Annotated in this window: 12 protein-coding genes; 6 read left to right on the top strand and 6 right to left on the bottom strand. The window is 61.6% G+C overall.

Annotated elements, in window-relative coordinates:
* Positions 1–85: 85 nt before the first annotated feature.
* The 3 genes from zipA to BFP90_RS24280 form a co-directional block, all read right to left on the bottom strand.
* Positions 86–949 carry a cell division protein ZipA gene (gene zipA, locus BFP90_RS24290; protein WP_065892358.1) on the bottom strand — a complete coding sequence of 288 codons (864 nt, stop codon included), beginning with the start codon at positions 947–949 and terminating at the stop codon, positions 86–88.
* 258 nt (positions 950–1,207) lie between these two features.
* Positions 1,208–4,696: a chromosome segregation protein SMC gene (gene smc / locus BFP90_RS24285; RefSeq protein WP_065898159.1), complete on the bottom strand. Its 3,489-nt coding sequence runs from the start codon at positions 4,694–4,696 to the stop codon at positions 1,208–1,210.
* A 2-nt stretch (positions 4,697–4,698) separates the two neighbouring features.
* Positions 4,699–5,358 (bottom strand): GntR family transcriptional regulator, encoded by a 660-nt coding sequence (locus tag BFP90_RS24280; RefSeq protein ID WP_065898158.1) that lies wholly within the window; start codon positions 5,356–5,358, stop codon positions 4,699–4,701.
* A gap of 280 nt (positions 5,359–5,638) precedes the next feature.
* Here BFP90_RS24280 and xdhA point away from each other — a divergent pair, with 280 nt between their 5' ends.
* From xdhA to guaD, 4 genes are all read left to right on the top strand, one after another.
* The gene (gene xdhA, locus BFP90_RS24275) at positions 5,639–7,087 is read left to right on the top strand and encodes a xanthine dehydrogenase small subunit (RefSeq protein WP_065898157.1); all 1,449 of its coding nucleotides are present in this window, start codon (positions 5,639–5,641) and stop codon (positions 7,085–7,087) included.
* Positions 7,080–9,479: a xanthine dehydrogenase molybdopterin binding subunit gene (gene xdhB / locus BFP90_RS24270; RefSeq protein WP_065898156.1), complete on the top strand. Its 2,400-nt coding sequence runs from the start codon at positions 7,080–7,082 to the stop codon at positions 9,477–9,479. Before xdhA ends, xdhB begins: the two co-directional genes overlap by 8 nt.
* 117 nt (positions 9,480–9,596) lie before the next feature.
* Entirely contained in the window at positions 9,597–10,439 is an 843-nt protein-coding gene (xdhC, locus tag BFP90_RS24265; protein WP_065898155.1) for a xanthine dehydrogenase accessory protein XdhC, read from the top strand.
* A 7-nt stretch (positions 10,440–10,446) separates the two neighbouring features.
* The gene (gene guaD / locus BFP90_RS24260) at positions 10,447–11,751 is read left to right on the top strand and encodes a guanine deaminase (protein WP_065887866.1); all 1,305 of its coding nucleotides are present in this window, start codon (positions 10,447–10,449) and stop codon (positions 11,749–11,751) included.
* 139 nt (positions 11,752–11,890) lie between these two features.
* Here guaD and BFP90_RS24255 read toward each other — a convergent pair whose 3' ends face one another.
* The gene (locus tag BFP90_RS24255) at positions 11,891–12,655 is read right to left on the bottom strand and encodes a GntR family transcriptional regulator (protein ID WP_065887865.1); all 765 of its coding nucleotides are present in this window, start codon (positions 12,653–12,655) and stop codon (positions 11,891–11,893) included.
* Positions 12,656–13,016: 361 nt separating this feature from the next.
* Here BFP90_RS24255 and BFP90_RS24250 point away from each other — a divergent pair, with 361 nt between their 5' ends.
* On the top strand, positions 13,017–14,207 hold the full coding sequence (locus tag BFP90_RS24250) for a benzoate/H(+) symporter BenE family transporter (protein ID WP_065898154.1): 1,191 nt from the start codon (positions 13,017–13,019) through the stop codon (positions 14,205–14,207).
* A gap of 37 nt (positions 14,208–14,244) precedes the next feature.
* On the opposite strand, the gene BFP90_RS24245 is transcribed toward BFP90_RS24250, so the two are convergent.
* Positions 14,245–14,589: a YggL family protein gene (locus tag BFP90_RS24245; RefSeq protein ID WP_057721210.1), complete on the bottom strand. Its 345-nt coding sequence runs from the start codon at positions 14,587–14,589 to the stop codon at positions 14,245–14,247.
* A gap of 237 nt (positions 14,590–14,826) precedes the next feature.
* Here BFP90_RS24245 and dacB point away from each other — a divergent pair, with 237 nt between their 5' ends.
* On the top strand, positions 14,827–16,287 hold the full coding sequence (gene dacB, locus BFP90_RS24240) for a D-alanyl-D-alanine carboxypeptidase/D-alanyl-D-alanine endopeptidase (RefSeq protein ID WP_065887863.1): 1,461 nt from the start codon (positions 14,827–14,829) through the stop codon (positions 16,285–16,287).
* A gap of 9 nt (positions 16,288–16,296) precedes the next feature.
* On the opposite strand, the gene BFP90_RS24235 is transcribed toward dacB, so the two are convergent.
* Positions 16,297–17,949 (bottom strand): sensor domain-containing diguanylate cyclase (locus tag BFP90_RS24235; RefSeq protein WP_256097511.1); only part of this gene is annotated, 1,653 nt, incomplete at its 5' end.

The following is a 17,949-nucleotide window of genomic DNA, read 5'->3' as shown; positions in this document are numbered from 1 at the left end:
GTGTTCTCTCAAAAAGCAAAAGAGCAGCCGAAGCTGCTCAAATGGTAGTGCGCTTATTCTATCCGACAACGCCGAGGCGTAATCCTCAGCGTTTTTGTGTCAGGGCGCGACGCTCGAACTCGACGATGCGCTGACGGTAATGCTCGATGGTCTGGGCGGTGAGGACGCTGCGTTGGTCGTCCTTGAGCTCGCCGTTGAGTTCCTGGGACAGCTTGCGGGCCGCAGCCACCATCACGTCGAACGCTTGCTTGGGGTGACGCGGGCCTGGCAGGCCGAGGAAGAAACTGACCGCCGGGGTGCTGAACAGGTCGATGTCGTCCAGATCGAAGGTGCCGGGCTTGACCGCGTTGGCCATGGAAAACAGCACTTCGCCGTTGCCGGCCATGCTTTCGTGACGGTGGAAAATATCCATCTCGCCAAAGCGCAGGCCGCTCTCAAGGATGTTCTGCAACAGGGCCGGGCCTTTGAAGCCACCGGCATCACGGCAGATCACACTGATTACCAGCACTTCTTCAGCGGCCGGCTGATCGTTGACCGATTGGCGCGATGGGGCCTTGCCGCCGTTTTCATCCGGAAAATCATCGTCGCGGCTGCTGAAGCTCGGGCCTTCGTCGACGTCCAGGTTCAGGTCGCCCTGATGCGGCTCGGCCACGCCCGCACTGCCGCGCTTGCCACGCTTGGACGACGGCTCGCGGGCTTCACGCACCGGCGCGCTCATCGACGGCAAGTCGTGCTCGTCCAGCTGCGGTTCCTTGTGGGTATCCAGCACACGGGGCGGCCCCAGCAGCTCGGCGCTGCCGTCGTCGTCAGGTAAGTTGGACAGGTTTCGGTCCAGGCGAAATTTAAGCTTGCCCTTGCCACCGCGCATGCGGCGCCAGCCATCAAAAAGAATACCGGCAATGACAATGATGCCGATGACGATCAGCCACTCGCGCAGACCGATTTCCATGTAATCCCGTGCCTCTAATAAAAAATGCTGAAAAATAAGGGGTTTAGCACCGTGCAAACCGCTTTAAAACGTGGCGCCAACTCTATGTTCTGACTGACGTTTTGCCCACGCATACGAAAAATTGACATTAAACTAGCACGACCAAAGATAACTTTACACCGTCTGTCAAAATGCCTTGAGCAAATATGTCCATTTGCCACTTTTCCCAGACCGGTAAACCATCCTACAGCGTGCTGTAAAAATCCTTCCTGACAGACCTCAGGATTCCACCATCGCCATCGCTTCTTCCACATCGACGGCGACCAAACGCGAACAGCCCGGCTCATGCATCGTCACGCCCATCAACTGATCGGCCATTTCCATGGCGATCTTGTTGTGGGTGATATAGATGAACTGCACCGTCTGGGACATCTCCTTGACCAGCCGAGCGTAGCGTCCAACGTTAGCGTCATCCAGCGGTGCATCGACTTCGTCGAGCATGCAGAACGGCGCCGGGTTCAGCTTGAAGATGGCAAATACCAGGGCCAGGGCCGTCAGGGCCTTTTCGCCGCCGGACAACAAATGGATGGTGCTGTTCTTCTTGCCCGGTGGCCGCGCCATGATCGTTACCCCTGTATCGAGTAGATCTTCGCCCGTCAGTTCCAAGTAGGCACTGCCACCACCGAAAACTTTTGGGAATAACGCCTGTAAACCGCCATTAATCTGATCAAAGGTATCCTTGAAGCGGTTGCGGGTTTCCTTGTCGATCTTGCGGATCACGTTTTCCAGGGTGTCCAGCGCTTCGACCAGGTCGGCGTTCTGGGCATCCAGATAACGTTTGCGCTCGGACTGCTGCTGGTACTCATCGATGGCCGCGAGGTTGATCGCGCCCAGTCGCTGGATACGCGCGGCAATGCGCTCAAGTTCTTCTTCGGCGTCTTTTTCGTTGGCCTGGGGGGTCAGCGTGTTGAGTACGCCGTGCAGGTCGTAGCCATCTTCGAGCAACTGGTCCTGCAGGGTCTTACGGCGCACGGTCAGGGCTTGCCACTCCATGCGCTGTTGTTCGAGCTGACCGCGAATCAGCTGGGATTGCTGTTCGGCCGTGGTGCGGCGCTTTTCAGCCTCGCGCAGTTCGCGGTCGGCGTCCTCCAGGGCGATCTGCGCGGTCTTGAGTTCTTCGTCGACGCTCATGCGCTTGTCGAGCAACTCTTCAAGCTTGAGGCGCAGCTCTTCCAGCGGCGCCTCGCCCTCCTCCAGGTTGAGGCTCAGTTGCTCGCGCTTTTCGGTGAGGCGTTCCGATTGCATCTCCAGGCGCTCAAGGGCCTGGGCCGTGGACGTGTGCTGGGCGCGCAGCGAGCCGAGGCGCACCGCCAGTTGGTGCGCGTGGTCCTTGTGCTGGCGGGCTTCCTGGCGCACGCGGTCGAGGCGTTCGCGCAGGCTGTCGCGCTGGGCCAGCAGCAGTTCGCGCTGCTCGGTGTCCAGGGCCATGCTGTCGAGGGCTTCCTGCAACAGCAGGCGCGCTTCGCCGATCTGTTCGTGCTCCAGGGCACGCTGCTCGCCCATTTCGGCGACTTCTTCGTCAAGGCGGGTGCGGCGCAGGGTCAGTTGTTCGACCTTGGCCTTGCTCGCGGAGAGCTGGGCCTTGAGTTCGCCCTGCTGGCGCGCTTCGTCCTGCAACAGGCGGCGCAGATGCTCGCGACCGGTCTCTTGCTGGCGCTGGGTGGCGCGCAGGGTTTGCAGTTCGGTTTCCAGGCTTTCGAGGGTGGCCTCGCGCTCTTCACGCTCGGCGCTCAGGTTGACGATTTCCTGGCCACGGGCCAATACGCCGCTTTCGGCCTCACTGGCACGGCGCACGCGCAGGAAGTGGCGGCCGACCCAATAGCCGTCGCGACTGATCAGGCTTTCGCCGGCCGCTAACTGGCCGCGTTGGGCCAGGGCCTGCTCCAGTGATTCGACCGGTTTGACCTGGCCCAACCACGGCGACAGGTCAATCGCCGCCTCGACCTTGTCCAGCAGGCTGCCCGGCACCCGCGTGCCATCGGCTGCGGGACTGAGCAGGCGCAGGTCGCCCTGGGTGAAACCGGCCAGGTCGAAGCCGCCAAAATCATCCACCAGCACCGCTTGCAGATCAGCGCCCAGCACGGTTTCCACCGCCAGTTCCCAACCGGCCTCGACCTTCAAGCCTTCGGCCAGGCGCGGGCGCTCGGCCAGGTGCTGGTCGCGCAGCCATTCGGCGGTGCCGGTGCCGGGGTCCAGCGCGGCTTGCTGCAAGGCTTCCAATGAGGCCAGCCGCCCGTTGAGGCGCTGCAGATCGCCCTGGGCCTGTTGCTGCGCCTGGGTCGCGGTGTGCAATTGCTGGCGCAATTGCTCGAGGCGTTCCACTTGCTGCGTTTCGCTGGCCTCGAGCTCTTCGAGGGTCATTTCGCTTTCGGCCAGTTGCTCGCTCAACTGCATGATCGCCGCGTCTTCCGGGTCGGCGGCGAGCAACACGCGCTCTTCCTGCAGGCGGCGCTGGCGTTCAGCCAGGCGCTCCATGCTGGTTTCCAGTTGCTGGATACGCGACTGCTGCACCTCGGCCTGGCGACGCGGTTCGGCGGATTTGAGGTTGAACGTGTCCCACTGCTCCTGCCAGCCGTGCATGCCGGTTTCGGCTTCTTCCAGGGCGGCGGCGGCCTCTTCGGCGGCGGCGCTGGTGATTTCCTGCTCGGGGGTGAGCATGTCCAGCTCTTCGCCCAGGGTCAGCAGCAAGGTACGGTCGTGGCCCAGGTGCGATTCGGTCTCCAGGCGTGCGCGTTCGGCTTCCTTCAGATCGTCCTGCAACTGGCGCAGGCGCTGCTGGCCGTGCTGGATGCTCTGTTCGACCCGGGCAATATCACCGCCCACCGAATAGAAGCGGCCCTGCACCAGATTGAAGCGCTCGGACAGTTCATGGTGCCCGTCCCGCAGGCGTTCGATGCTGGCGTCGGCGTTGCGCTGCTCGGCCACCAGCGCTTCAAAGCTGACTTCCTGGGTGCCGATGATCGCTTCACGCTGGCCGACCTGGTCGTTCAGCGCCTGCCAGCGCAGGGCCGACAGTTGTGCCTTGAGCTGGCGCTCTTCAGCCTTGTACTCCTGATACTTCTCGGCCGCCTGCGCCTGGCGGTGCAGGCGCTCCAACTGGCGCTCCAGCTCTTCGCGCAGGTCGGTCAGGCGGGCGAGGTTTTCATGGGTGCGGCGGATGCGGTTTTCGGTCTCGCGGCGGCGCTCCTTGTATTTGGAGATGCCGGCTGCTTCCTCGATAAAGTTGCGCAGGTCTTCGGGCTTGGCTTCGATCAGCTTGGAGATCATGCCCTGCTCGATGATCGAATAGCTGCGCGGGCCCAGGCCTGTGCCGAGGAAGATATCGGTGATGTCGCGTCGACGGCATTTGGTGCCGTTGAGGAAATAACTGTTCTGGCTGTCGCGCGTGACTTTACGGCGAATGGAGATTTCCGCGTAGGCCGCGTACTCGCCGACCAGGGTGCCGTCGGAGTTGTCGAACACCAGCTCGATGCTGGCCTGGCTCACCGGTTTGCGGCTGGTGGAACCGTTGAAGATGACGTCGGTCATCGACTCGCCGCGCAGGTTTTTCGCCGAACTCTCGCCCATCACCCAGCGCACGGCGTCGATGATATTCGACTTGCCGCAGCCATTGGGCCCGACCACCGCCGCCATGTTACTGGGGAAGTTCACCGTGGTCGGGTCGACGAAGGATTTGAACCCCGCCAGTTTGATGCACTTGAGCCGCACGTTTAGGCGTCCGCCAACGCTGCGATGACCAGCGAGCTGCTGCGCTGGCAGTAAGCCGACAGCACCAGGCGGATCTGCGTCAGGTCGCGGGCCAGCACGGCAGCGAGCAGTTGTTCGAACAGCGCGAGGTACTCGCTCATTTCCGCCTTGCGCTGGTCAAGGGCCAGGTAATAGGCGCGGTTCATCGCCGGCTGCAGGTTCTCGACGGTCTCCTGCAGGTACGGATTGTTGGCGAAGGGGTACGCGGCGCGCATCACATTGAAGCTTTCTTCGACAAAGGCACGGATGTCCTGGCGCTCGTAGCTGCCCATCAGGCGCTGCTGGATTTGCAGGAATGGCGCCATGTCGGCCTGGGTCTGCCAGCCTTCGGCCACTGCATTGCCAAGCAGGATGTACATCTCGCCCATCAACGTGCACAGGCTCTGCACCTTGTGTGCGGTGAGTTCGGTGACGTGAGCGCCACGGCGCGGCAGGATCGCGATCAGGTGCCGGCGTTCGAGGATCAGCAAGGCTTCGCGCACGGAACCACGGCTGACATTCAGCGCCAGCGTGACCTTCTGTTCCTGGATCCGCTCCCCAGGCTTGAGATCGCCGCGAATGATACGTTCGGCGAGGTGGTGAGCGATTTGCTCGGCGAGACTGTCCGGCGCCTTGAACGTCATGTTTTCCCTTCAAAATCTTCTATCGGTACAAGCGCGGCAGTGTAGCGCATTGGCCCGCTGATGGCGCTACGCCCACGGTGGCGAATTTGGCATGAAACACGCAAGCCTGAACAGCCATAAGCCCCTGAAAACAACGGTTCCAGAAGACTGGACCATAATTGAATGTGTTGTGACCGGATTTTCTTGACCCTTAGGTCAGAAAACCATTGACCGAAAAGTCAGACATGACTAGATTCGGCGCAAAGCGGTTAACAACAATAATGAGTCTGCGAGGCCTTCCGTGATCCAGTTTTTACTTAACCAGGAACTCCGTAGCGAGCACGCCCTGGACCCCAACCTGACCGTGCTCAACTATTTGCGTGAGCATGTGGGCAAATCCGGAACCAAGGAAGGCTGCGCCAGCGGCGACTGCGGTGCGTGCACCGTGGTGGTCGGCGAGTTGCACCGCAACGATCAAGGCGTTGAGCAGATCCGTTATCGCAGCCTCAATTCGTGCCTGACCTTTGTCTCGTCGTTGCACGGCAAGCAACTGATCAGTGTCGAAGACCTCAAGCATCAGGGCCAACTGCACAGCGTGCAGCAGGCGATGGTCGAGTGCCACGGCTCGCAGTGCGGCTTTTGCACCCCGGGCTTCGTGATGTCGTTGTTTGCCCTGCAAAAGAACAGCGACGCGCCCGACAGCCAGAAAGCCCACGAAGCCCTGGCCGGCAACCTGTGCCGCTGCACCGGTTACCGCCCGATTCTGGCGGCGGCCGAACAGGCCTGTTGCAACAAGCTCCAGGACCAGTTCGACAGCCGTGAAGCCCAGACCATCGCGCAGCTCAAGGCGATTGCACCAACGCAAACCGGCGAACTCAACAGCGGCGACAAACGCTGCCTGGTGCCGTTGACGGTCGCCGACCTGGCCGATCTCTACGACGCCTACCCGCAAGCCCGCCTGCTGGCCGGCGGCACCGACCTGGCGCTGGAAGTCACCCAGTTCCATCGCACCCTGCCGGTGATGATCTACGTGGGCAATATCGAAGAGATGAAGCGCATCGAATCCTTCGACGACCGCCTGGAAATCGGCGCCGCCACCGCCCTTTCCGACTGCTACACCGCGCTGCACCACGAATACCCCGATTTTGGCGACTTGCTGCACCGCTTCGCCTCCCTGCAGATCCGCAACCAGGGCACCCTGGGCGGCAATATCGGCAACGCCTCGCCCATCGGCGATTCACCGCCGCTGCTGATCGCCCTCGGTGCGCAGATTGTGCTGTGCAAGGGCCAGACCCGCCGCACCCTGGCGCTGGAAGACTACTTTATCGACTACCGCGTCACTGCCCGCCAGGACAGCGAATTCATCGAGAAGATCATCGTGCCCAAGGGCCATTCACTGTTTCGCGCCTACAAGGTGTCCAAGCGTTTGGACGATGACATCTCCGCTGTGTGCGCCGCCTTCAACCTGAAGCTCGACAACGGTGTAATCAGCGAGGCCCGCGTCGCCTTCGGCGGCATGGCCGCTACCCCCAAGCGCGCCAGGCACTGCGAAACGGTACTGGTCGGCGCCACCTGGAACGCTGCCGCCGTGGAGAAAGCCTGCGCCGCCCTGGCCCAGGACTTCACCCCGCTGTCGGACTTCCGCGCCAGCAAGGAATACCGCCTGCTCAGCGCGCAGAACCTGCTGCGCAAATACTTCATCGAACTGCAAACGCCGCACATCGAGACTCGGGTGACCGCTTATGTCTAACCATCACGCCGTGGTAAAAACCCAGGCCGAACTGGCCGAGCTGTTTGCCCAGGACCTGACCTCCGGCGTCGGCCGTAGCGTCAAGCATGACAGCGCCGCCAAGCATGTCAGCGGCGAGGCGCAGTACATCGACGACCGCCTCGAATTTCCCAACCAGTTGCACCTGTATGCGCGCATGTCCGACCGCGCCCACGCGAAAATCCTCAGCATCGACACCGCGCCCTGCTATGCCTTCGACGGCGTGCGCATCGTGATTACCCACGAAGACGTACCGGGCCTCAAGGACATCGGCCCATTGATGCCCGGCGATCCGTTGCTGGCCATCGACACCGTGCAGTTCGTCGGCCAGGTGGTGCTGGCCGTGGCCGCCCGCGATCTTGAGACCGCGCGTAAAGCCGCGATGGCGGCGGTGATCGAATACGAAGACCTGGAGCCGGTGCTGGATGTGGTCGAGGCGTTTCGCAACAAACACTTCGTGCTCGACAGCCACACCCATCAACGCGGTGATGCGGCCGGCGCGCTGGCGAGCGCGAAACACCGTATCCAGGGCACGCTGCATATCGGCGGCCAGGAGCATTTCTACCTGGAGACGCAGATTTCTTCGGTGATGCCCACCGAAGACGGCGGCATGATCGTCTACTGCTCCACGCAAAACCCCACCGAAGTGCAGAAACTGGTGGCCGAAGTGCTCGATGTGTCGATGAACAAGATCGTCGTCGACATGCGCCGCATGGGCGGCGGGTTTGGCGGCAAGGAAACCCAGGCCGCCAGCCCCGCCTGCCTGTGCGCGGTGGTGGCACGCCTCACCGGGCAACCGACCAAGATGCGCCTGCCACGGGTCGAAGACATGCTGATGACCGGCAAGCGCCACCCTTTCTACATCGAATATGACGTGGGCTTTGACGACAACGGCCGTTTGCACGGTATCAACCTGGAGCTGGCCGGCAACTGCGGCTGTTCGCCGGACCTGTCCAACTCGATTGTCGACCGCGCGATGTTCCACGCCGATAACGCGTATTACCTGGGCGATGCCACAGTCAACGGCCATCGCTGCAAGACCAATACGGCTTCGAACACGGCTTATCGTGGCTTCGGCGGCCCCCAGGGCATGGTCGCCATCGAGGAAGTGATGGACGCCATCGCCCGCCATCTGGCGCTGGACCCACTGGCCGTGCGCAAGGCCAACTACTACGGCAAGACCGAGCGCAACGTCACCCACTACTACCAGACCGTCGAGCACAACATGCTCGAAGAAATGACCGCCGAGCTGGAGGCAAGCAGCCAATACGCCGAGCGCCGCGAAGCGATTCGCCTGTACAACGCCCACAGCCCGATCCTGAAAAAGGGCCTGGCGCTGACCCCGGTCAAATTCGGCATCTCGTTTACCGCAAGCTTTCTCAACCAGGCCGGCGCGCTCATTCATATCTACACCGACGGCAGTATTCACCTGAACCATGGCGGAACCGAAATGGGCCAGGGCCTGAACACCAAGGTCGCCCAGGTGGTGGCCGAAGTGTTCCAGGTCGACATCGACCGCGTGCAGATCACCGCGACCAACACCGACAAAGTGCCGAACACCTCGCCAACCGCGGCGTCCAGCGGTGCCGACCTGAACGGCAAGGCCGCCCAGAACGCCGCCGAAACCATCAAGCAGCGCCTGGTGGAATTTGCCGCACGCAAGTACGACGTCAGCGAAGCGGATGTGGAATTTCGCAACGGCCATGTGCGCGTGCGTGAGCAGATCCTGAGCTTCGAGGCGCTGATCCAGCAGGCGTATTTCGCCCAGGTCTCGCTGTCGAGCACCGGCTTCTACAAGACCCCGAAGATTTTCTATGACCGCAGCCAGTCGCGCGGACGGCCTTTCTATTACTTCGCCTTCGGCGCGGCCTGCTGCGAGGTGATCGTCGACACCCTGACCGGCGAATACAAGATGCTGCGCACCGACATCCTCCACGACGTGGGCGCCTCGTTGAACCCGGCCATCGACATCGGCCAGGTGGAAGGCGGGTTCATCCAGGGCATGGGCTGGCTGACCATGGAAGAGCTGGTGTGGAACAACAAGGGCAAGCTGATGACCAATGGCCCGGCCAGCTACAAGATCCCGGCGGTGGCCGACATGCCGCTGGACCTGCGGGTGAAGCTGGTGGAAAACCGCAAGAACCCGGAAGACACGGTGTTCCATTCCAAGGCCGTGGGCGAGCCGCCGTTCATGCTCGGGATTGCTTCGTGGTGCGCGATCAAGGATGCGGTGGCGAGCCTGGGTGACTATCGCCAGCAGCCGAAGATCGACGCGCCGGCCACGCCCGAGCGGGTGTTGTGGGGGTGTGAGCAGATGCGCAAGTTGAGCGCCGCTATGGCGGTGGATACCGAAACCGAGTTGGCTTCGTTTTAGACCGAGGCGCTGCCATCGGGGGCAAGCCCCCTCCCACATTTTGAACTGTGAATACCTTCAAGTGTGGGAGTGGGCTTGCCCCCGATGACGGCCTGACAGACACCACAAGAGGTGACTATGAACAACTGGATCAGCGCCCTCGCCGACCTGCAGAACCAGGGCGAGCCCTGCGTACTGGTGACCATCATCGAAGAGCTCGGCTCCACGCCGCGCAACGCCGGTTCGAAGATGGTAATCAGTGCCGCGCAGACTTTCGACACCATCGGCGGCGGGCACCTGGAATACAAGGCGATGCAGATCGCCCGCGAGATGCTCGCCCGTGGCCAGCAGAACACCCACCTGGAGCGCTTCAGCCTCGGCGCGAGCCTGGGCCAGTGCTGTGGTGGCGTCACCGTGCTGCTGTTCGAACCGATGGGCCAGGTGCAGGCGCACATCGCGGTATTCGGTGCCGGCCACGTGGGGCGTGCGCTGGTGCCGTTGCTGGCGAGCCTGCCGTGCCGGGTGCGCTGGATCGATGCCCGTGAGCAGGAATTCCCGGAGAACATCCCGCAAGGCGTGCGTAAAATCGTCAGCGAAGAGCCGGTCGACGAGATCGCCGACTTGCCGGCGGGCAGTTACTGCATCGTCATGACCCACAACCACGCGCTGGACCTGGAACTCACCGCCGCCCTGCTCAAGCGCAATGACTTTGCCTACTTCGGCCTGATCGGCTCGAAAACCAAACGCGTCAAATTCGAACACCGCCTGCGCGATCGCGGCTTCGATGCCGCGCAACTGCAACGCATGCGCTGCCCCATGGGCCTCACCGAGGTGAAGGGCAAACTGCCGGTGGAGATTGCCATCTCCATCGCCGGCGAAATCATCGCCACCTATAACGCCAATTTCGGCCAGCACACCGCCAGCGCCGAGCCCATTGCCAAATTGCTGCCGGTGTCACGCCGCAGCCAAGCTATCAATTGAGATCACCATGCCTTTGACCCGCAAAGCCTACCGCGCCGCCATCCTGCACAGCATCGACGACCCTGCCATCGTGGGCATTGAAGCGTCCTACGAATATTTCGAAGACGGCCTGCTGGTGATCGATAACGGCCAGATCAGTGCACTCGGCCATGCCAGCGACCTGCTGCCGACGTTGCCCGCTGACATCGATATCACTCACTACCAGGATGCATTGATCACCCCCGGCCTGATCGACACCCACATCCACCTGCCGCAGACCGGCATGGTCGGCGCCTATGGCGAGCAGTTGCTGGACTGGCTCAACACCTACACCTTCCCCTGTGAAAGCCAGTTCGCCGACAAGGCCCACGCCGAGGAAGTCGCGGACATTTTCATCAAGGAACTGCTGCGCAACGGCACCACCACCGCGCTGGTGTTCGGCAGTGTGCATCCGCAGTCAGTAAACGCGTTCTTTGAAGCGGCCGAAAAACTCGACCTGCGCATGATCGCCGGCAAGGTGATGATGGATCGCAACGCGCCGGACTACCTGACCGATACGCCGCAATCCGGCTACCAGGAAAGCAAGGCGCTGATCGAGCGCTGGCACGGCAAGGGCCGCCTGCACTATGCCGTCACGCCGCGCTTTGCGCCGACCAGCACGCCGGAGCAACTGGCGCTGGCCGGGCAACTGCTGGGCGAGTACCCGGACCTGTACATGCAGACCCACATCAGTGAGAACAAGCAGGAAGTCGAATGGGTGAAGGAGTTGTTCCCGGAGCGCAAAGGCTATCTGGATGTGTACGACCACTACAAATTGCTGGGCGAACGCTCGGTGTTTGCCCACGGCGTGCATCTGTGTGACGACGAGTGTGCCCGGCTGGCGCAGACCGGCTCGGCCGTGGCGTTCTGCCCGACGTCGAACCTGTTCCTCGGCAGTGGCCTGTTCAACCTGCCGATGGCCGAGAAGCACACACTGAATGTCGGCCTGGGCACCGACGTGGGCGGCGGCACCAGCTTCTCGCTGCTGCAAACGCTGAATGAAGCCTACAAGGTCATGCAATTGCAGGGCGCGCGGTTGAGCCCGTTCAAGTCGCTGTACCTGGCCACCCTGGGCGGCGCGCGGGCGTTGCGCCTGGAAGACCGGATCGGCACTTTGCAGCCGGGCACGGACGCGGACTTCCTGGTGCTGGACTACAACGCCACGCCGCTGCTCAGCTACCGCTTGAAGCAGGCCAATAACATTGCCGAGACGTTGTTCGTGTTGATGACATTGGGAGATGATCGGGCGGTATTGCAGACCTACGCGGCCGGCAATCTGGTGCATCAACGCTAATTTCAGAGGCACCAAAAAACCAATGTGGGAGGGGGCTTGCCTCCGATTGCGGTGGATCAGCCAACCTATGCATTGACTGACACACTGCTATCGGGGGCAAGCCCCCTCCCACATTTTTATCCCCGGTGAATCAGGGAAACTACAGTTTTACCGAAGAGCGCCCCGCCTTCTTGGTCTGCAACAGATGCGAGAACACCGCATGCAAATCATCCGACGCACTTTCCTCATCGAGGTTGAGCTTGCTGTCGATGTGATCCATGTGATGCATCATCAAATCCACCGCCAGTACCGCATCCCGGGCTTCGATCGCGTCGATCAGCTGGGTGTGCTCATCGTAGGAACAGTGCGAGCGGTTGCCGCTTTCGTACTGGGCGATGATCAATGAGGTCTGGGACACCAGGCTGCGCTGGAAGCTGATCAGCGGCGCATTCTTCGCCGCTTCGGCCAGCTTCAGGTGAAATTCGCCGGAGAGGCGAATACCGGCGCCACGGTCACCACGGGAGAAACTGTCGCGTTCGTCGTTGACCATCTGGCGCAACTCGGCCAGTTGTTCGGCGGTGGCGTGCTGCACCGCCAACTCGGTGATCGCCCGCTCCACCAGACGCCGCGCCATGAACACCTGGCGGGCTTCATCGACGCTCGGGCTGGCGACGACCGCGCCACGATTGGGCCGCAGCAACACCACACCCTCATGGGCCAGGCGCGACAACGCGCGGCGAATGATGGTACGGCTCACGCCGAAGATTTCGCCCAGTGCCTCTTCACTCAATTTGGTGCCAGGTGCCAGGCGTTGTTCGAGGATCGCCTCGAAGATATGCGCGTAGACGATATCGTCCTGGGTTCCGCTGCGACCGGTCTTGCCGGCGCGCGGTTGTTTCTTGAGAGGTTGCAACTGTTCGTTCATGGGCACTCGGGTAGGGAGAACGGCGGCGAATTAACGGTAATACGACAACTTTAAGGTAATACGGCAACAGGGAGTCGCTGGCAAGTATCGCCTGAAAACACGGCACATTGTACACAACCCAATGCGCCAACACACTGTACGGCTGTTTGCGGCGCCGGCTGTATTGCAATGGGTCGTTACGTTTGAGTTTAGGCTTGATTCCACGATTTCCCATGAACGACATCCCACTGTAGGAGCGAGCTTGCTCGCGAAGAACCCAAGGGCGCCGCGTTTAATCTGATTGCCCGCGTTATCGTTGGCGATTTTCGCGAGCAAGCTCGCTCCTACCGCGTGCGGAGTCAGGTAAAAGGAACACCCTTTCATGACCGACGCCACCCAAGCGCCGCTGCGCCCGCTGGCCGACACTTCACCTTCGGCCATCGTCGCCGGTTTCATCGCGATGATGACCGGCTACACCAGCTCGCTGGTGCTGATGTTCCAGGCCGGCCAGGCCGCCGGTTTGACCACGGCGCAGATTTCCTCGTGGATCTGGGCGATTTCCATCGGCATGGCGGTGTGCAGCATCGGCCTGTCCCTGCGCTATCGCACGCCGATCACCATCGCCTGGTCGACACCCGGCGCGGCGCTGTTGATCACGAGCCTGGGCGGCGTCAGTTACGGCGAGGCTATCGGTGCCTACATCACCTGCGCAGTGCTGGTGACCCTCTGCGGGCTGACCGGCAGCTTTGAAAAACTCGTCAAGCGTATCCCCGCATCGCTGGCGGCGGCGTTGCTGGCGGGGATTCTGTTCAAGATCGGCAGTGAGATCTTCGTCGCCGCGCAGCATCGCACCGGCCTGGTGCTGGGGATGTTTTTCACTTACCTGATCATCAAGCGCCTGTCGCCGCGTTATGCGGTGCTGGCCGCACTGGTGAGCGGCACCCTGCTGTCGGGCTTGATGGGGTTGCTGGATTTCAGCGGTTTTCATCTGGAAGTCGCAACACCGGTATGGACCACACCGCACTTTTCGCTGGCGGCGACCATCAGCATCGGTATCCCGCTGTTCGTGGTGGCGATGACCTCACAGAACATGCCGGGGGTCGCCGTGCTGCGCGCCGACGGCTACACCGTGCCGGCCTCGCCACTGATCACCAGCACCGGCCTTGCCTCGCTGGTGCTGGCGCCCTTTGGCTCCCACGGCATCAACCTGGCGGCCATCAGCGCGGCGATCTGCACCGGGCCGCACGCTCACGAAGACCGCAACAAGCGCTATACAGCAGCCGTCTGGTGCGGGGTGTTCTACGGGATTGCCGGGGTGTTCGGCGCCACATTGGCGGCGCTTTTCGCCGCGTTGCCCAAGGAACTGGTGCTGTCGATTGCGGCACTGGCGTTGTTCGGCTCGATCATCAATGGCCTGAGCATCGCCATGAGTGAGCCGAAGGAACGGGAAGCGGCGTTGATCACCTTCATGGTCACCGCGTCAGGCCTGACGCTGTTTTCCATTGGTTCGGCGTTCTGGGGGATTGTGGCGGGAGTGTTGACGCTGCTGATTCTGAACGGGCGCAAGGCATAAAAAAACGGCGACCCTCAGGTCGCCGTTTTGTTTAGTATCACTTGGCCGCGTTGATCGGCTTTTCCGGATACCACACGTCCAGCAACGGGCTGACTTCAGCCTTGGTCAGCTCGGAACGGGTTTTCAGCCAGGCTTCAACGGCAGCACGCTGCTCTTCGTTGACCGAGCCACGCTTCTGCAGGCAAACCAGACCGTAGTCATCGCCGCCGACATAACCCAGACCGTTGGCTTCCATGGCTTCTTTGATGAATGCTTCGAGGAAAGCGTCGATAGCTTCTTCACTCAGGCCTTCTTTGAAGTCCAGGTTCAGTTCGAAACCCAGCTCTTGAAATTCATCAACGCACAGTTTTTTGCGCAGACGCTGGGAACGGTTAGTCGCCATTGGAACAATCCTCTTAAGTAATAACGGCCGGCACTTTAGCAGTTTAAGGCGGCAATTGCCCGACTCTCTGGGACGGGCGGCGTTTGGCCGATAAAAAAACCCGGATTACCCGCTATCGTTCAGCTACAAGTAAGCTCGGCTTGGGGCATAATGCCGACACTTTCATGACCAATGAGGGATTTTTCTTGTATACCCCTCGCCTTTTTCACCCTCCTCAGCAGTAGGGTCTTATTTTTTATGATCAAATCGTTGCGTTCTGTTTTCCTCGCCGGTGTTCTTCTGCCATTGGCCCTGCATGCCACCGCCGCCCCCGTCAATAACACCCTGCCCCCCAGTGTTGCCCAGGCCCTTCAGAAGGCCAAACTGCAAAATACCGCCCTGTCCCTGGTGATGTTGCCCTTGAACGGCCCCGGTACGCCGACCGTGTTCAATGCCGACGTTTCGGTGAACCCGGCCTCCACCATGAAACTGGTGACGACCTACGCGGCCCTGGAAATGCTCGGCCCCAACCATCAGTGGAAAACCGAGTTCTACACCGACGGCGTACTCAGTGGCGGCGTGTTGCGCGGCAACCTGTATCTCAAGGGCGGCGGCGATCCCAAGCTGAACATGGAGAAACTCTGGCTGTTGATGCGCGACCTGCGCGCCAACGGCGTACAACAGGTCACCGGCGACCTGGTCCTGGATCGCAACTTCTTCCAGCAGCCCCAATTGCCGGAGTTCAATGACGACGGCAACGACGAGAACAAGCCGTTCCTGGTCAAGCCCGATGCCCTGCTGGTCAACCTCAAGGCCCTGCGCTTCGTGACGCGAAATGATGCCGGGCGGGTGATCGTGTCGGTCGAGCCGCCGATTGCGAGCATTCGCATCGACAATCAGGTGAAAGTGTCCAACGCCAAACAGTGCACCGGCGACGTACGCTACAGCCCGGTGACCGCCGCCGATGGCAGTGTGACCGTGACCGTCAGTGGCCAGTTGGCGGACGGTTGCAGTTCGCAGACCTACCTGTCGCTGCTCGACCATGCCACCTACACCGCCGGCGCCGTGCGTGCGATCTGGAAGGAGTTGGGCGGCACCATCCAGGGCCGCGATATCCAGGCGCCGGTGCCCAAGGACGCCAAAGTGTTGGCCCGTGCGTTCTCGCCGGACCTGGCGGAAATCATCCGCGACATCAATAAATACAGTAACAACACCATGGCCCAGCAACTGTTCCTGAGCCTGGGTGCGCAGTTTCGCAACGATGCCGATGGCGACGATGCCAAGGCCGCGCAACGCGTGGTGCGTCAGTGGCTGGCGAAGAAAGGCATTACCGCGCCACACCTGGTGATGGAGAATGGTTCCGGCCTGTCCCGCGCCGAACGGGTCAGCGCCCGTGAGATGGCGGCCATGCTGCAAGCGGCCTGGAAAAGCCCCTACGCCGCCGAATACATCAGCTCGCTGCCGATCGCCGGCACCGACGGCACCATGCGTAAACGCCTGAAGACCACAGCCATGCGCGGCGAAGCCCATGTGAAGACCGGCACCTTGAACACCGTGCGCGCCATCGCCGGGTTCAGCCGCGACAACAATGGCAACACCTGGGCGGTGGTGGCGATTCTCAACGATTCCAAGCCGTGGGGCGCGTCGTCGGTGCTGGACCAGGTGCTGCTTGACCTGTATCGCCAGCCGAAAGCAGTGGCAGCCGCGCCGGTGCTCTAGAGCACCGGTTCAGTCTGTGGGAGCGGGTTCCACCCGGTCCCTGCCCGCCTGCTTGGCGACATAGACAGCCGAATCCGCGCGCAGCAGCAACCCATCGATGCCTTCGTCGATCCGCCAGCTGGCGACCCCAAAGCTGGCGGTGACGACGCCCACCGGCGCCATCGGCACACTGCGCAACGACTGCCACAACTCCATCGCCAGGCAATAGGCCTGGGCGCTATCGGTATGCGGGCAGAGCACCACGAACTCTTCTCCACCCAGCCGGCAGAACACGTCGGTGCGGCGCAGGCGCTGGCTGATTCGCTTGCACAGCTCGCGCAATACGTCGTCGCCGATACCATGCCCGTGCTGGTCATTGATCCGTTTGAAGTGGTCGATATCCAGCATGATCACCGACAGCGCTCCCGATGTGCGGTTCAGGCGCAGCAGTTCGACTTTCATGCGGTCCTGGAAATAGCGACGATTGTGGATGCCGGTCAGGGAGTCGGTGATGGACAGCGTGCGCAATTCGTCTTCCACGCGCTTTAGATCGGAAATATCCGACACATAGCCATGCCACAACGTACCGCCACCGGGTAATTCTTCCGGGGTCGCTTCGCCACGAATCCAGCGCAGGCCCCGCTGGGGCAACTGCACGCGATATTCTTCGCGCCAATGGCTCAATTGCAGCGCCGACAAGCGTATTGACGCGCGTACCCGCTCAAGGTCCTGGGGGTGAATGCGCTCCAGGATTTTGCCCGCATCCTGCTGCAACACGCCAAGCTCGATTTCATAGATATCGCGCATGCCTTCGCTGGTGTAAATGAAGCGCCAGCGATCGTGGGGCTCCAGCGTGAACTGGAAGATACCGCCAGGTACATGGACACTGAGTTTTTTCAGCAAGCGATCCCGCGCCGCCAAGGCCTCGTAGGCGCGCTTCTGCTCAGTGACATCCAGGTAAATGGCCAGGTGCCCGACCCACAGGCCATGGTCATCCAGCAACACTGTGGCCAGCATATTCACGGTCAAAGGGCTGCCGTCCTCACGCACCAGCGTCCACTCGCGGGCGTCGTGCTGCCTGTCCGGGCTTTCCACCAGCATCGCCTGGCTCGGCGTAATACGCTTGCCCAGCGCCGCGCTCAAACGCGTGGCGCGGGCCTCAAGCTCCGAGGCCAGATGCAGGCTTTCCAGCGTCAGGTGGCCCACCACGTGTTCGCTCTTGAATCCCAGCATCCGTTCGGCGCCGGCATTGAACATGTTGATGACTCCGCGCAAGTCAGTGGCAATGATTGCGACGTGCGTTGCCGCGTCCAGCACACTGCGCAATTGGCCGTGTGCGCCGCGCAGTTCCTGTTCACGCAGGCGCAACTGCGCGGTACGCTGCTCCACCAGTGCCAGCGCCCGCTGGCGTTGGCTGACCAGCACATAGAGCAGAGCCGCGAGCAGCGCACTCAGCAGCACGCCCATGACCAATATGGTGTGGGTCGAAGAATGGTTGGCCTTGTCGAATACCTCGCTGGCGCGCAGGCTCAGCGCGTAGACGTGGTCACCGAGGGTAAGTCGTCGGGCAGCGACAAGGTCGCTGTCGCCCGGCACATTGCTCGACGCATACAGCACCCGTTGCTCAGTGTCGGAGGTATCGACGATCTGCATCACCAGGTTATCCCGGCTGGACTTGGGCAA

Origin of the sequence: Pseudomonas sp. 24 E 13 (genome assembly GCF_900004715.1) — a bacterium.
Classification (GTDB): Bacteria; Pseudomonadota; Gammaproteobacteria; order Pseudomonadales; family Pseudomonadaceae; genus Aquipseudomonas; species Aquipseudomonas orientalis_A.
The sequence above is the reverse complement of the archived record's forward strand: the minus strand, read 5'-3'. Positions and strand labels throughout refer to the sequence as shown.

Excerpts from the sequence above, each read along its gene's own strand:
- zipA (WP_065892358.1), bottom strand. The coding sequence starts at position 949 with ATGGAAATCGGTCTGCGCGAGTGGCTGATCGTCATCGGCATCATTGTC.
- BFP90_RS24280 (WP_065898158.1), bottom strand. The coding sequence starts at position 5,358 with ATGACGTTCAAGGCGCCGGACAGTCTCGCCGAGCAAATCGCTCACCAC.
- xdhB (WP_065898156.1), top strand. The coding sequence starts at position 7,080 with ATGTCTAACCATCACGCCGTGGTAAAAACCCAGGCCGAACTGGCCGAG.
- xdhC (WP_065898155.1), top strand. The coding sequence starts at position 9,597 with ATGAACAACTGGATCAGCGCCCTCGCCGACCTGCAGAACCAGGGCGAG.
- guaD (WP_065887866.1), top strand. The coding sequence starts at position 10,447 with ATGCCTTTGACCCGCAAAGCCTACCGCGCCGCCATCCTGCACAGCATC.
- BFP90_RS24255 (WP_065887865.1), bottom strand. The coding sequence starts at position 12,655 with ATGAACGAACAGTTGCAACCTCTCAAGAAACAACCGCGCGCCGGCAAG.
- BFP90_RS24250 (WP_065898154.1), top strand. The coding sequence starts at position 13,017 with ATGACCGACGCCACCCAAGCGCCGCTGCGCCCGCTGGCCGACACTTCA.
- BFP90_RS24245 (WP_057721210.1), bottom strand. The coding sequence starts at position 14,589 with ATGGCGACTAACCGTTCCCAGCGTCTGCGCAAAAAACTGTGCGTTGAT.
- dacB (WP_065887863.1), top strand. The coding sequence starts at position 14,827 with ATGATCAAATCGTTGCGTTCTGTTTTCCTCGCCGGTGTTCTTCTGCCA.